This window comes from Chitinophaga sp. (genome assembly GCF_035761305.1).
Classification (GTDB): domain Bacteria; phylum Bacteroidota; class Bacteroidia; order Chitinophagales; family Chitinophagaceae; genus Chitinophaga.
This window is the reverse complement of sequence record NZ_DASTRI010000152.1, coordinates 1-15,436: the sequence shown is the minus strand read 5'-3', so window position 1 is coordinate 15,436 and position 15,436 is coordinate 1. Positions and strand designations below refer to the sequence as shown.

General features: G+C 51.8%; 9 protein-coding genes. 5 read left to right on the top strand and 4 right to left on the bottom strand.

The features are described from left to right. Window positions 1-7: 7 nt before the first annotated feature. The 4 genes from VFS25_RS13165 to VFS25_RS13150 form a co-directional block, all read right to left on the bottom strand. A complete protein-coding gene (locus tag VFS25_RS13165; RefSeq protein WP_326462614.1) occupies window positions 8-1,849 on the bottom strand; it encodes a RagB/SusD family nutrient uptake outer membrane protein in 1,842 nt (613 codons plus the stop codon). 11 nt (window positions 1,850-1,860) lie between these two features. Continuing rightward, window positions 1,861-5,343, bottom strand: a complete 3,483-nt coding sequence (locus VFS25_RS13160; RefSeq protein WP_326462613.1) for a TonB-dependent receptor — start codon at window positions 5,341-5,343, stop codon at window positions 1,861-1,863. 177 nt (window positions 5,344-5,520) lie between these two features. Then, window positions 5,521-6,609: a FecR family protein gene (locus VFS25_RS13155; RefSeq protein WP_326462612.1), complete on the bottom strand. Its 1,089-nt coding sequence runs from the start codon at window positions 6,607-6,609 to the stop codon at window positions 5,521-5,523. A gap of 643 nt (window positions 6,610-7,252) precedes the next feature. Continuing rightward, window positions 7,253-7,816 (bottom strand): RNA polymerase sigma-70 factor, encoded by a 564-nt coding sequence (locus VFS25_RS13150; RefSeq protein ID WP_326462611.1) that lies wholly within the window; start codon window positions 7,814-7,816, stop codon window positions 7,253-7,255. Window positions 7,817-8,001: 185 nt separating this feature from the next. Here VFS25_RS13150 and VFS25_RS13145 point away from each other — a divergent pair, with 185 nt between their 5' ends. The 5 genes from VFS25_RS13145 to VFS25_RS13125 all read left to right on the top strand — a co-directional run. Beyond that, the gene (locus VFS25_RS13145) at window positions 8,002-8,526 is read left to right on the top strand and encodes an RNA polymerase sigma factor (protein WP_326462610.1); all 525 of its coding nucleotides are present in this window, start codon (window positions 8,002-8,004) and stop codon (window positions 8,524-8,526) included. 88 nt (window positions 8,527-8,614) lie between these two features. Then, on the top strand, window positions 8,615-9,655 hold the full coding sequence (locus VFS25_RS13140; protein ID WP_326462609.1) for a FecR family protein: 1,041 nt from the start codon (window positions 8,615-8,617) through the stop codon (window positions 9,653-9,655). A 233-nt stretch (window positions 9,656-9,888) separates the two neighbouring features. Then, the gene (locus VFS25_RS13135; protein WP_326462608.1) at window positions 9,889-13,110 is read left to right on the top strand and encodes a TonB-dependent receptor; all 3,222 of its coding nucleotides are present in this window, start codon (window positions 9,889-9,891) and stop codon (window positions 13,108-13,110) included. A gap of 19 nt (window positions 13,111-13,129) precedes the next feature. Beyond that, on the top strand, window positions 13,130-14,860 hold the full coding sequence (locus tag VFS25_RS13130; protein WP_326462607.1) for a RagB/SusD family nutrient uptake outer membrane protein: 1,731 nt from the start codon (window positions 13,130-13,132) through the stop codon (window positions 14,858-14,860). Between the two features lie 167 nt (window positions 14,861-15,027). Continuing rightward, window positions 15,028-15,436, top strand: a 409-nt coding sequence (locus VFS25_RS13125) for a metallophosphoesterase family protein (protein ID WP_326462606.1), incomplete at its 3' end; no start/stop codon positions are given.

The window sequence follows — 15,436 nt, the reverse complement described above, 5'->3', positions numbered from 1 at the left end:
ATATCTCTTAATAGCCGGGATTTTGCACCAGCTTGCTATTACGGTTTATTTCATCGCGCTGTATGGGCATAAAGTACATCTTATCCAGCCACAGGCGCTTTTCCGCTTCCATGGTAATGGGCACATAGCTGTAGTTGTAGTTTACCGGGTCGTAATGGTAAATGGTTACCTTGCTGCCCGGCTTTAAGGTGGCGGTAATATTAATGCCTTTCAACGGCCGTCCTACGGTATTTTGCGGTATCATCCAGCGGCGCACGTCATAGAAGCGCTGCTCTTCAAACACCATTTCAATTTCCCTTTCATGGCGGTACCGGGTGCGCAGCTCATCGCCGGCAGCGGTGATTTCCGGCATAAAGGCGCGCTTGCGTATCATGTTCAGGTAAGTGCGCGCTTCAGCGTCCTCTCCCAGCTCAATGCAGGCTTCCACGTAATTCAATACCACTTCTGTATAGCGGAAAAAGGGATAGGGCACTTCCTGGTTATAGAACTGCGCATCTACGGTAGTATCAATGAACTTTTTGATGTAGTAGCCGGTAAAGCTGCCGTTCCAGTCTTCTACCGGACCGGAGCGGGTATCAAGGCCGGGGTTGGGCACTACCTGGCTGCCGTTCCATACTTCGTATTTGCCGGTTTGCGCCTGGTTGTACGGGTCTTTGGCCTGCACATCTGCAGGGCGTTTGCGCCATTGCGAGCCGTCATAAATAATGCTGGCGTAAAAGCGGGGATCACGGTTCTGGTAGGGATTGGCCTTTTCTGCAGGGTTGTTCCAGTCAAAAGCAGTGCCGTCGATCATTTCATAATCGTCTACCAGCAATTGCGTGGGCGTGTTGCCGGCCCAGTTATGGTAGCCATTGAGGCCGTTGTACAAGCCAACGTTGCCGCCCGGTTCATCTTTATCATTGGTGAAGTAGCGGGAGAAAATGCTTTCGCTGTTGTCTTTCAGGAACATGCCCTGTATGTTGGTGGTAGCTTCCTGGGCGCTGGCCGGCTCGGGGCTTTGCAGGGAGTACATGTTAAGGTCAATCAGCGCCTTGGCGGCGTCTTTGGCTTTTTGCCAGCGCGCCCTGCGGTCGCCGCTTACATAACCCAGCAGCTCGGGGTTGGAAAAACCGGCTATTACAGGCGATTTGCTTTTTGCAGTAGGAATGTCGTGCAGGTCGCTGGCTGCATAAACAAGTATGCGGGATTTGAGCGCCAGCGCAGCGCCTTCCGTTGCGCGGCCTTTCACAGTAATGCCTTCTTTCTGGTGAAGAAGATGGGCCGCAGAGTCGCAATCCTTTACAATAAAGTTCACGCATTCCTCAAAAGTATTGCGCGCAACGGTGTAATCAGTTTGCCCCAAAGCATATACGGTATCTACCAGCGGTACGGCGCCATAGCCGCGCACCAGCTGGTGGTAAAAATAAGCGCGCAGAAAATATACTTCCCCTTTCAGGCGGTCCCTGACGCTGCTGTCGTCAAAAGGCACGCCGTCGATCTTAGTAAAGAATTTGTTACAGGCGCGAATGCGCTTGTACATCTCATCCCACTTCATGGTGCTGCGGCTGGTCACATACTCCGCATCCGTGGGGCTGATGGTAGCTTCTACCATATTTTTCATACCATAACCATGGGTAAACATGGTTTCATCGGTAGCGGAGGCCAGCATGGTTTCCAGGAAACCGCCACTGCTTAAACCGTTATATATTTCGTTTACAAATGCTTCTGTTAAACCGGGGTCGCTGAACACCAGGTCTTCAGCGGCTTCATTACGCGGCTGCGTATTCAGGAAATCTTTGTTGCATGCCGTTATCATTACGCCTGCCGCCAGGGCCACCCCTATGTATATACGTTTTATTATGTGCTGCATACTGTTGTGCTTTAAAATGTTAATGAAAAACCTGCATTGATCACCCTTGCCTGCGGATAGTACTGGCCGTTGCCGCTAACAGACTCGGGATCCAGTATGCCCAGCTTGTCGATGGTGAACAGGTTCAGGCAGTTCGCATACACGCGCAGGGAGCTGATGCCGATGCGCTTTTTTACCAGGTCGGACAGGTTATAGCCTATCTCCACGTTCTTGAGGCGTATATAATTAGTGCTGCGGAACCAGTAGGTATTACCGGTGGCCCAGTAAGTATCGTTACGGTCGTTCACGCGCGGGTCTACACTGCTTGGATTGTCCGGGCTCCAGCGGTGGTCATAGTAATCTTTGGTAAAGTTGCCGATCTCCCCTGACTCTGTATTGATGTGCAAAGCGCCGCCGGTAGCGCCCTGTACGAGCATAGAGAAGTCGAAGTTGCGCCATTGGAGGTTGGCGTTAAAACCGCCGGTAAAGGTGGGCTGGTTGTTCTTGGTCATGCGCACTTTATCATCCCCGTTTATTTTACCGTCGCCGTTAACATCCCTGAACTTCATATCGCCGGGGCGCAGGTCGTTGGTAAGGGCGCTGTAGTCAATGGTATTGTCTTTAATATCGTTATAGTCTTTGAACACGCCGTCGTATTCATAATAGATCTGGGTATTCATAGTGCGGCCGGTTGACTTCTGCCATTCCGGTGCGCCGGGCGGCTCGTCCCAGAACTTAATGGTGTTTTTGGCGTAACCGCCGTTCACGCTCAGGTCGTAGCTAAGCTCGCCAACTTTATTGGTATAGCCGATGTTAAACTCCCAGCCTTTATTATCTACCTTACCCAGGTTTTCCGCAGGCAGCGTCATGCCGGTGGTTTGGGGAATGGAAGCATTCCTGCGCACCAGTATACCGGAACGTTTGTTCATGAACGCGTCCAGTTCAAAGTATATTTTGCCGTCGAGCAGCTGGCCGTCCAAACCAATATTGTAGTTATTGGCTACTTCCCAGGTAATGTTGGGGTTTGCCAGGCGGGCTTCAAATATGGATTTGGCCATCTGGTTGTTCAGGATGTAGCTGTTAAAGCCGTAAGTACCGTAGTACTGGTATTCCTGCAGGGTAAGGGAGCCGTCGCCGTTGTCATCGAAGTAGATCTGGTCATTACCCAGGCGGCCCCAGGATGCGCGCAGCTTCAGGTAATTCATGAAGTGCACGTTCTCTTTCCAGAAATTTTCTTCAGATATACGCCAGCCGGCGAGTATACCGGGGAAAAAGCCGAAGCGGGTGGGCGCGGGGAACATGTACGAGCCATCAACACGCCAAACAAATTCCGCCAGGTATTTTTCCTTGTAATTATAGGCAGCGCGGCCAAAGTAGTTCAGCCGGGCGCGATCCCAGGCGCCGCCGTCGTTGGTTTTTTCTGCATCGCCGCCGGCTACCAGCTGGTCAATGGCAGAAGAGATAAAGTATTTGCGGGAGGCGGAAAAGTTATCGTTGTTCACGGTTTCCTTTTCAATACCAAACACCAGGTTTACGGTGTGGCCGCTCTTTGTGGTATGGTCGTAGGTTAACAGGCCGCGCAGCAGCTTGTTGGTCTGGTCTTCATCACCCTGCGCCAGCGTAGCCTGGTCGGTACCGCGCTTGCTGCGTGTAAGCTTGGGCGTTTTACCATCGGCTTCATAGCTGGTGCCGTCCCAGGTGTACAGGTACCAGGGTGTTTGCCAGGTTTTGGTACGTTTCAGGTATTTATCGAATGCAATGTTGCCGCTCAGCTTCAGGCCCGGTACCCAGGGTACGCTAATATCCAGGCGGGCATTGGTTTGCACATAGTAGCGTTTATCGCGGTCATAACCGGTTTGGCTGGTGGTGATCACCACGGGGTTGTTGCCGTATTCAATATCCGGGCCGGGCATACCGTTAGGCCAGAAAGCAGGCTCCGTGGGCTTTCCGCGCATAAGCATACGGAATATGTCGCCGGCGCTGCGGGTAGGAAAATTACGGTTTTCCTGGCGGCCCAACATGTCAACGCTTACGCTCATGTACTTGTTGATCTTACCATCCAGGTTTATACGGAGGCTGTACTGGTCAAAGCCGGTGGCGGATTGTTTATAATAGCCTTCCTGCTTCTGGTAGCCGAATGAGGTAAGGTAACGGATCGCATCTGTACCGCCGGACAGCTGCAGGCTATGATTGGCTACCGGCGACCATGTTTTAAGGGTAGACTTGTACCAGTCTGTATTCGGATGGCCCCATGGATCGGAGCCGTCTGCATACAGCTTCAGGTCTTCCTGGCTGAAAGGCGGCGTCCAGGTATTGCCGGAAGACGGAGATGTATAGCTGCCGCTTTGTTTATAGGCGCTCCACGCATCGTTCCATTCTGTGGGCGCTACGTTCTTATAGAGGCTCAGCTCATTCCTGATTTGCGCATATTCCTGCGCATTGGCCATTTCAGGTATATGGGTAGGTTGCGACCATCCCTGGTTGAAGTTGTAGGTAAGCACCGGTTTGCCGGTTTTACCGCGCTTGGTGGTAACCAGTATAACGCCGTTGGCTGCACGCGCACCATAAATGGCGGCAGAGGCGTCTTTCAGCACCGACATGCTTTCAATGTCGGCAGGGTTCAGGCGCTCCAGGCCGCCGGTACGGGCAGCCACCCCGTCTATCACTATCAGCGGATCGTTATTACCCAGGGTGTTGGAGCCGCGTATGCGGATGGTTGAGCCGTCGTAACCCGGCTCCCCGGTGTTTTGCATGGCGGTAACGCCGGGCATGCGGCCGGCAATGGAGTTACTGAGGTTGGTGGCAGGGGATTTTACCAGGTCGGCGCCCCTGATGGTAGCTACCGATCCTGTTACGGACTCCCTTTTCTGCGAGCCGTACCCTACTACCACTACTTCGCTGAGGCCTTTGGTGTCTTCCTGCAGCGTAATATTGAGCGGGCCGGCGTTTGTTACGGTAATGGTTTGCGCCAGGAAACCTATGGCCGTTACTGTTATTTTTGCGGATGCAGGCACCGACAGCGTAAATGCGCCGGTAGCATCGGTAGTGGTGCCTTTGTTGGTGCCATCAAGCTTAATGGTGGCGCCGGGCACCGGCTGTTTGTGCTGGTCCAGCACACGCCCTTTTACCACAATATCCTGCACTGCGCTGCCCCTGGGCGATATTACAATCAGGTTCTCGTTTACCATGCGGAAACCAAAGCCGGTGTTATTAAGCGCCATATCCAGCACTTCAGATACCGGTTTTTCCTGTACGTTTACTGACACCAGCTTATCCAGCGAAGCTGCATCTTCCTGGTAGATAAAACGATAGCTGGTTTGCTGCGCAATACGACGGAACAGCTGCTTGATACTTTTATTTTCCTGTTTCAGTGTTACTTTCGCTTCCTGCGAGTAAACAGTGCTGGCAGCGGCCTGCAGAACGGTGGTGAATAGAAAGAGAACGGTTAGCTTCATACACAGTATTGACTTACGGGCAAAGGGATGCCTGTCCTCCAACAAGTCAAATTTTTTCATACATTTGGTTTGAAAGATGAATAAAATGGCATGTCTGGCAAGCGCTCACTTACCAGCATGAGATTTTGGCTTTTACGGGAAATGCGCTCACATTTCCCGTTTTTCATTTGTTCTTGGCTGATGGTAACATAACGTGGCTTTTAGGTTGATAAATCAGTTTTTCTTTATAGCTGCTGCTTACTCTTCATCGTACAGCAGCGCAACGTGGTCTTTTAGCCTGTACTTACAGCCGGTAATGAGGCTGATGGCTTTCAGGGCCTGCTCCGGCGACTCGTCTTTAAAGGATCCGCTCATCCTGAACTGCTGCAGCCGTATGCCCTTTACCGTTACCCTCACATCAAACCAGCGCTCCATTCTGCCTGCCAGCTCGGCGAGCGGCTCGCCCGTAAATATCAGCTCATTGTCTATCCAGGCAGTTTCCGCAATGGTGCTGTCTTTACCAATAACATCCACATTGGAGATCGACAGCTCTTTTTTAGGATGCACATCCGGCGCGGCCGCAGCCACGCTCAGCTTTTCCAGTGAGCTGAGGAGATACCGCTCCTGCGGGCGGCGTTTTACCTGCACCTCTATCTTGCCTTTTATAAGCACGGTTTCCGCTTTTTTATCGCCGGCATAATAACGTACGTTCAGGGAGGTGCCCAGTACCCGTACATTCATTATAGCGGTATTAATAATAAAAGGTTTACTGTCGTTTTTTACTACATCAAAATAGGCCTCCCCTTCGAGCTGCACGCGGCGTTCTTTTTCCATAAAGTCGTTGCCATAGGTAAGCTTGCTGCTGGCATTGAGCCAAACAGTAGTGCCATCCGGCAGTATGAGCTTGGTGCGGGACCCGGGGCGGGTCATCACCATATTGGGATGCCGCTTTTCCAGCAGCTGCTGCCCCCCGCGTTGCGGCCATAATAACAGCAGCGCGCCGGCCAGCAGGGCTGCCATGGCCGTGCCGCCCAGCCAGTAGTAGCGGCGCTTTGCGGTATTGTGTCCGTCTGACACTTTATTTGGCAGCGCAGTTATTTCCGGCAGCAGGCCCTTTGCCTGTAGCCGTTGCATATGTTGTTCCAGCATGCGTTTTGACCGTACTGTAGATCTCGGGGCGGAGGTAATACCCGCATCTTTCCACAGCCACTGCACGGTTTCATACGCTTCTGAAAATTCCGGGAACGCTTTCAGCAGTTCGGCCAGCAGCAGCTTTTCTTTAGCTGTCAGCTCTCCGCTGATCTTTCTCAACAACAGTTTGTAAAAGATAGATTCCGGTGCGTTCATGTAAACAACAGATGCGTTATTAATATAGACGGTGTATTTTGAGTGTTACCATTAAGGGGATGGAAAAAATTTTTAAACTTTTTATTTTGGGTATTGGTTGGAAGAGAAAGCCCCGATAGTTTGTGGGGCCCGGGCTGTTGGTATAGGACTACGCTGAAACCTGGTGGCGGCTGATTTGCTGACCTGTGCGGCTGATTGTTACTGAAGCCCTGGTTCGGCTGATTTGCCGGTCCGGCTCCGGACTGCGCCCGCCTGTTTTGTACTTCTATGAAGCACGGGCTGGCGTATCAGCATTGTATTATTATAGGGCTTTATCAAGCGCATCACGCCGGACAAGGTCCGTTAGCCGGACCGGCAGCATCAGCCGGGCAGTGTGACTTTACAGCAGTGTTGTATTACAGTGTAAGGCTTGCTTTAGCTTGTTATTACCAGGTGCAGTATATGATACGACGTGATATGATGCAATATGATACGACATCTATTTCAATATGATATCTATAATATAATGTCTGATAATACACTGCCCCTTGACTATCCCTTGGCTATCCCTGAGCCGCCCTGCTCTTATCTATCTTTTTATATTCGCCGTCCCCTTAACCTCCCACTTTCTGCTTTTTGCTTTTTGCCTTTTGCTTTTTGCTTCTCACGCTATGGTCTTGAACTTCACGGATGCTGCCACCTTCTTAAGCGCTATAGACATCTGCACCTCTACGGTGTTTATGGAAATGCCCAGCAGGGCGGCAACCTCTTTGTATTTAAAGCCGTCTTCCTTCACCATCTTAAAAATAAGACGGCAGCGGGCAGGCAGCACATTAATGGCGCCTTCTATTTTGCGGATCATCTCTTTAGAGATCACCTGCTCTTCGGGTGTGGGCGACTGGTCCTGCACCTGCAAAGGATCAATTTCATGAAACTCAATACTGTGAAGGTGCCGCTCCTTTTTCAGGTAATCCAGGGCCAGGTTACGGGCCATCGTATAAATATAATTACGCGGCTGGTCAACTGCCGGCAGTGCATGACGCCGGGCCCATATTTTCAGGAACAGATCGGAATACAGCTCTTCGGCTACCTCCTCTGCCCCTACCAGGGCCCTCATAAATGCAACAAGCGGCGCTTCCATCATAACAAACAGCTGCTGATAGGCAGCCATATCATCTTGCTGGCAGATGCTATCAAACAAGTCTTTTATTGCCTGGAGGTTATGCATAGATAGTACCTGGTTAGTGGTTTTTCATAACGTTCTCTCTATCTGAATGCTACATGGCTTGCAACTGATTACCAAAATAATCGGAAAAAAAACAAAATCCAAATCCGGTTTGAAATAGAATTAATTATTCCTTAATAAACACTATCTTCAGTTTTTGCAAACTTTGCCTACGAAAACTAAGGTACGTGGAAGAGATACTTGCATTAAAAGAGGGACACCGGGAAACATTTGAGCAGGTATATCATACCTATCACGAAAAATTGTATTTCTATTTCCTGAAACATACCCGTTCCCAGCTTTGGTCCGAAGAACTGCTGCAAACCACTTTTGTAAAGCTGTGGCATTACCGGCAGCAGCTGTCTGCCTCCCATACCCTTTCCGAACAGGTGTTCCGCATTGCCAAAACATCGCTCATAGATATGGTGCGCCGTAACCGCCACCATCAGCATTTTTTGCAATCCTACACTGCCGATATGCTGCAGAAAGGGCTGGCTGCCGAACCAGCCAACCGCGACACCATTTACCAGCTGCACCGCGAAATGGACAAGCTGCCGCCGGTACGCAAAAAAGTGTTCATGCTAAGCCGCATCGACGGGCTTTCGCACAAAGAGATCTCCCGCCTGCTGGCCATCTCCCCTAAAACCGTAGAAGTGCATATTACCAAGGCGCTGAAACAGCTGCGCCGCGCCCTCCTCACCTTCCTTTGCTGATACCCTGCTTTACCCCATTTAAATAAATTGTTAACAGGTAAGGGATTTTATCTGCCCGAACGTAGTGTATATAAATGCGTGAGCTATTATGCCATTAACACGGGAGCAATACCAGCGGTTCATTAACGGACAGTGCACCGAAGAGGAGGAAATAGTGATACTGCAGTACTTCAGCGATCACCCTGAAGCTATGGAGGAATACCTGCACGCAGCCGACTGGGAGGCTTTTACCCCCGGCCAGCGGCTGCACCCGGCAATAACAGAAAAAGTGCTGCGGCACATACGCCGGCAAATAACATTTACTACGCGCCGCCGCAAATTGTTACGCGGCATAGCCGCTGCCGCGGTTGTAACCGGCGCCGCCGTTCTGGCATGGATGACGGTGCAGCAGCATACCGGCAGCATACGTACCGCGCAGCCGTTACAGCAAAGCAGCACCGCGCCTGTTGTTTACCGCGATTACCGCAACACCGGCAATACAACCATACGGCTAATGCTGGACGACAGCTCCGCGGTACAGCTGCATCCCGGCAGCAGCCTGCGCCTGCGCGCAGGTTTTGACAGCAATAAAAGGGACGTTTGGCTAAAAGGAGATGCGCGCTTTCATGTAGCCAAAGACGGCCGCCGGCCCTTTACCGTATACGCCGGCAACACTGCCACCACTGCCCTGGGCACCAGCTTCAGGGTTACGGAAAACAATAGTGGGCACCGCGTAACGGTAAAGCTGTATAGCGGCAAAGTAATGGTGCGCCCTTATGCCCACACGCAGGCCGTTTTTGCACCGGTGTACCTGCAGCCCGGCGACGAGCTGCTATATACCACCGGCGGCAAACTACAGGTGCGCAGCGCATCCCCGCAGCCGGAAAACATTACCGGCGGCAACACAGCCAATGCCGGCAGCCAGGCGCTGGTATTCCGCAAACAGCCATTGCCTGCTGTGCTGAAAGCCCTGGAACAACATTTTAATATACACATTACCTATAGCACAAAAGCCCTATCCGGCATACGGGTAACGGCCGAATTCAGTGATACGGATACGCCGGAACAGGTACTTCAAACCATTGCATTATTAAATGAGCTTACACTGGAACAGAACACTTCAGGCAGGTACACACTGAAGAAAAATTAATAATTAAGAATGAAGAATTAATAATTAAAGGGGCGGTGTTACACTAAAGCACCAATGCCTTCTTTAATGAGTGGATTAAGAAGCAACAATAGCGTATATGGCATATTGCATTCCTGTAACCTGCTTCATAAGTATTCACACCGGTCCTTAATTATTAATTCTTAATTATTCATTATTCATTAAAAGGGGCCCATTGGGCCCAAGGGGAAAGTATTGTCTTAAAAATTCATCATATGCAATTCATCTACCAACATCTTTCACTATTACGGTTATACGCAGCTATGTTGCTGCTGGCGCCCGTAGCAGTACTGGCGCAGGACAAACCCTACGTAACCGGTGTGGTGCAGAACGAGCTGGGCGAAAAGCTGCCCGGCGTTTCTGTAAAAGCCACACCCGCAGGCAACGGTAGCCCGGCCTTACAGATTACAGACGAAAAAGGCTGGTTCCGCTTTACCAACCTTACGTCCGGCGGCCGTTACAGCTTTACCTTTTCCTTTGTAGGCTATAAAACACAGGTGCTGGACGGCTATACCATTAAACAGGGAGAGCCTGTTAACCTGATCATACGCATGAAACTGCGCGACGACTCCCTGGCGCAGGTAGTTGTGGTAGGCTACGGCACGCAGAAAAAAGCGAACATCACCGGCGCCATTTCGCAGGTAGGCGCAGAGGTATTTGAAGACCGCCCGGTAACCAACGTGGCACAGGGCCTGCAGGGCGTTATTCCCAACCTGAACGTTACTTTTGGCGACGGCCAACCCGGGCGTGGCGGCTCCTTTAACATACGCGGCTATACGTCTATTAATAACGGCGGCCCGCTTATTTTAATAGATGGCACTCCCGGCGATATTAACCTTCTGAACCCCGAAGATGTAGCCAGCGTAACCGTGTTGAAAGACGCGGCATCTGCCGCCATTTACGGCGCACGTGCAGCCTTTGGCGTTATACTGGTTACCACCCGCAAAGCTAAAAGCGGGCAGGTGCAGGTGCGCTACTCCGGCAGCCTGGGATGGAGCAACCCTACCCGCCTGCCGCATGTGATCAACGATCCGCTGGCAGCAGCCACCATACAAAATGAGGCGTATAAAGGTTACGCCGGCTCCGACCAGCCGGGCATGCCGGCCGTAATTGCCTACCTGCAGCAGCGCAAAGAGTATCCGTCCCTTCCCGAGCTGGGGGTGGACGCCACCGGTAATTTCATACGTGGCGCCAATACGGACTGGTACCATGAATTTTACAACGACCGGCAGCCTTTTTCGCGCCACTTCCTGAGCGTGGCCGGCGGCAAGGGCAACACCAACTATTACCTTTCTGCAGGGTACCTGAAAAAAAGCGGCGCATTCCGCGTAGCCACAGACGACTACAAGCAGTATAGCTTCCGTTTAAAGCTGGAGAACCAGCTGGCCGGCTGGATAAAGCTGTACGATAACGTGGAAATGATACAGGGCCTGTACGATGCGCCTAACAAGATCGTTTCCGGCGGCTTTAATGTGTACCGCTACCTCTCTTTATTCGCTAACCCGTATGAAGCTATAAAAACGCCCAACGGCAATTATACGCAGGCCGGCATGCTTACCTTTGGCCAGCTGCAGAACGGCGGCCGCAGCCAGTTGAAAAACCAGCTGCTGAAGAACACCCTGGGCTTTCAAACCAACTTCCTGGATAACACCCTGCACATTAACGGCGACTATACCCTGCTGGTGTCGCAGAACAGGAATGATGTGCAAAGCCTGAAGCTGAAGTATGAAAGCAAACCGGGGGTGATCAGCAACTACTCCAACCCCGACTATTACCAGTCAACCCTGGGCGAAACCTATGACCATATCGTGAACCTGTATGCCGATTATGCGCGCAGCTTTGGCGATCATCACCTGAAAGCGCTGGTAGGCTATAACCAGGAGCTGAACAAATACAATTATTTCTCCGCGCGCCGCGATGATAATATTACGCCTTCGCAGGGCTCCATCAATCTTACCTCCGGCGTTACCACAGTGGGAGATAGTAAAAAGGAATGGGCCACGCTGGGCGTGTTTTACCGCCTGAACTACGACTATAAAGACCGCTACCTGCTGGAGTTTAACGGCCGTTACGACGGCACCTCCCGCTTCCCGGACAGCAGCCGCTTTGGCTTTTTCCCGTCGGTATCTGCAGGATGGCTGGTATCGCGCGAGCCTTTCTTTGAACCCCTGAAAAATGTGCTCAACAACTTTAAGGTGCGCGCATCTTATGGATCATTAGGCAACCAGCTGGTAGGCGAATACGATTACATACAGCCCATGAGCGTATATAAGGTAACAGACATCCTGGACGGCTCGCAGCCCCTGGGCATTAAAGCGCCCGGGCTGGTGCCGCTGGACTTTACCTGGGAAACCGCTACCACCCTGGATTTCGGCGCAGACCTCACCACGCTGAACAACCGCCTGGAAGCAGGGTTCGACTGGTATAACCGCCGCACCATTAACATGCTTACCAAAGGCAGAACGCTGCCGGCAGTACTGGGCGCCAGCGAGCCCCGGCAAAATGCAGCAGACCTTTCCACCAAAGGCTGGGAGTTCTCTCTCAAATGGAGCGACCAGTTTCAGCTAGGCGGCAAACCCTTCTCCTATCATGTATCTGTTGTGCTGGCCGACAGCCGTTCTGTGATAACCCGGTTCGACAATCCCAATAAATCGCTCACTGATTTTTATGTAGGTGAGGAAATAGGCGAAATATGGGGCTATCACACACTGGGCTTTTTTCAAACAGATGATGAATATGCGAAGTACGGCGTAAACCAGCAAAAGGTGCAAAGCACCTCCTACAGCCTGAACGGGCACCCGCTGGCCGGCGATATTAAATTTGAAGACCGCAACGGGGATAAGAAAATAGATAATGGCAAGAATACCGTAGATGACCCGGGCGATATGTACAGGATAGGCAACAGCCAGCCGCGCTACTCCTATGGCATTGGCGCAGGCGCCAGCTGGAATGGTATTTCGCTTGATGTGTTCCTGCAGGGCGTTGGAAAGCAGGATTTCTGGCCAGGCGTAGAGTCGGGCATTTTCTGGGGCTTTTACAACCGCTGGAACCAGCCCGTATATGACCATATTTACAACAACTACTGGACGCCTGAGCACCCGGACGCCTACTTCCCACGCTTACGGGCATACGATGCGCTCAACGACACCCGGCAGCTGGGCGTAAAGCAAACCCGTTATTTGCAGAACGCCGCTTACCTGCGCGTGAAAAACATTACTGTAGGCTATACCCTGCCGGCGCGCTGGACGCGCCGCATTAGCCTGAGCAGCGCACGGCTGTTCTTTTCCGGCCAGAACCTGTTTGAATTTACCAGTCTTTCCAAAGCCTTTGACCCCGAAACCATCGGCGATGAGGTAGACAGCGGCGTAACCAACGGTACCGGCTTTGTGTACCCGGTACAGCGCACCTACACCTTCGGGCTGGATGTGAATTTTTAAATGATCTAAACCATCAGCAATGAAAAAGTTTTTAATAGTATTGGGAGTAGCGGCCCTTTGCGCATGTAAAAAAGACTTCCTGGACCGTCTGCCCCTGAGCGACATTACTTCGCCGGCGTTCTTTAATACTGAAAAAGACCTGGACCTGTATGTGAACAGCTTTTATGCAGACCTGCCGGGCACAGAGATTTATTCCGGCGATATTTCCAGCGACAACGTGGAGCCGGGCGTTATCAGCGACCTGATAGCCGGGCGCATGGTAGTGCCCACTTCTGCCGGCGATGCCGGCTGGACCTGGACCTCCCTGCGCAACATCAACTACTTCCTGGCGCATTATAACAAAGCCGCCATATCAGACTCCATTAAAGCCAACTATGCCGGCATTGCCCGCTTTTTCCGCGCCTTCTTTTATTTTCAGAAAGTGCAGCGCTTTGGCGATGTGCCCTGGTACAGCCAGCCCCTGGAGGCTAACAGCGCAGAGCTGTATAAAGCGCGCGATCCGCGCAGCCTGGTGATCGACAGCGTGCTGGCCGACCTGGATTATGCGGCCGCCAACATAAAAACCGCCAAAAATGCATCGCGCATTACCAAATGGGCGGCGCTGGCGCTGAAAGCACGGGTATGCGTATTTGAAGGCACCTACCGTATTTACCATACCGAGCTTGGGCTGAGCAACGGCAACCAGCTGCTGGAAAAAGGCATTGCTGCTGCACAGCAGATCATGCAAAGCGGCGTTTATAAGCTGTATAGCACCGGCAAGCCGGAAAGCGATTACGGGAACCTGTTTTCCGCCGATGCCGCCAATACCGACGAGTACATACTGGCACGGGTATACGACCGCACGCTTACCAAAACGCATGCAGCCAACGGCACGTTTATAACACCTACGCTGAGCGCGCCCGGCCTTACCAAAAGCCTGGTGAACAGCTACCTGATGAAAGACGGCACACCCTTTTCCAAACAGCCGGGTTATGCCGTCATGCCGTACTGGGAAGAAGTGAAGAACCGCGACCCGCGCCTCTCCCAAACCATCCGTACACCGGGCTACAAACGCATTGGCACCAACACTACCCTGCCGCCTGATTATTCAAACGCCATGACCGGCTACCAGAACATTAAATTTGTAACCGGCACCGACCAGGATGGCTATAATACCAACTCCAACGACCTGCCGGTATTCCGCTATGCAGAAGTGTTGCTGAACTACGCAGAAGCCAAAGCAGAGCTGAAACAGTTTACACAGGCCGATGCAGATATGTCCGTTAACCTGCTGCGCAGCCGCGCAGGCATGCCGCCCATGCAGGTGGCTGCATTAACTATTGACCCGCTGCTGCAGGCGCAGTATAATATATCCGATCCCGTTATACTTGAAGTACGGCGCGAACGCCGTGTAGAGCTGGCCATGGAAGGCTTCCGCTACCAGGATGTGCTGCGCTGGAAAAGAGGGCCGCTGCTGGCCGAAAATTTCAAAGGCGCCTACTTTCCCGGCACCGGCACCTATGACCTGGACGGCGACGGCAAAAACGACCTGGCGGTTGTAACCACCATGCCGGCCAACCCGGATAAAAGCCTGCAATACTTTGCCCTGCAGCCCGACCATGCGCTGAGCGAAGGCAATAGCGGCAATATTATCGTACACCCGGCTGCCAATAAAAAATTCGTGGACCCCAGGCAGTACCTGTACCCGCTGCCGCGCACCGAGCTGCTGCTGAATACAAACCTGGTGCAGAACCCCGGATGGGAAGAGTAATTTAATTACGAATTACGAATTGGTTAATTACGGATTACGGAAATGCTTATAAAGGGAAAAGCGCGCCGCATTCAATTCGTAATTAACTAATTCGTAATTAAATTTCATTCGCTGCATTTTAATTCGTAATTCGTAGTTGATTAATTCGTAATTAGACACTGTAATTCATGAAACATATCATTCTTCTTTGCTGCCTGGGTTTTATAATGCCGGTGCAGGCACAGGATACGTTGTTCCGCTTTGCCATGGTATCAGATACCCATATTGGCAATGAAACAGCGCAGGAAGACCTGGAAAGGACCATCGCAGACATTAATGCACAGCCGGACCTGGCTTTTGTGCTGTTCTCCGGCGACATTACGGAATTTGGATCAGACGAAGAAGAGGCGCTGGCTAAAAGCATCATCAGCCGGCTGAAAAAGCCCTGGTATATTATACCAGGCAACCACGACGCCAAATGGTCTGAAAGCGGGTGCAACACCTTCCTCAAAGTGTTTGGCGCGGCCACCTTCAGCTTCCGGTACAAAGGCTACTGGTTCCTGGGCACCGGTTGTGGCCCTAATATGCGCATGGGAC

Excerpts from the sequence above, each read along its gene's own strand:
- VFS25_RS13135 (WP_326462608.1), top strand. The coding sequence starts at position 9,889 with ATGCAATTCATCTACCAACATCTTTCACTATTACGGTTATACGCAGCT.
- VFS25_RS13155 (WP_326462612.1), bottom strand. The coding sequence starts at position 6,609 with ATGAACGCACCGGAATCTATCTTTTACAAACTGTTGTTGAGAAAGATC.
- VFS25_RS13150 (WP_326462611.1), bottom strand. The coding sequence starts at position 7,816 with ATGCATAACCTCCAGGCAATAAAAGACTTGTTTGATAGCATCTGCCAG.
- VFS25_RS13160 (WP_326462613.1), bottom strand. The coding sequence starts at position 5,343 with ATGAAAAAATTTGACTTGTTGGAGGACAGGCATCCCTTTGCCCGTAAG.
- VFS25_RS13140 (WP_326462609.1), top strand. The coding sequence starts at position 8,615 with ATGCCATTAACACGGGAGCAATACCAGCGGTTCATTAACGGACAGTGC.
- VFS25_RS13165 (WP_326462614.1), bottom strand. The coding sequence starts at position 1,849 with ATGCAGCACATAATAAAACGTATATACATAGGGGTGGCCCTGGCGGCA.
- VFS25_RS13130 (WP_326462607.1), top strand. The coding sequence starts at position 13,130 with ATGAAAAAGTTTTTAATAGTATTGGGAGTAGCGGCCCTTTGCGCATGT.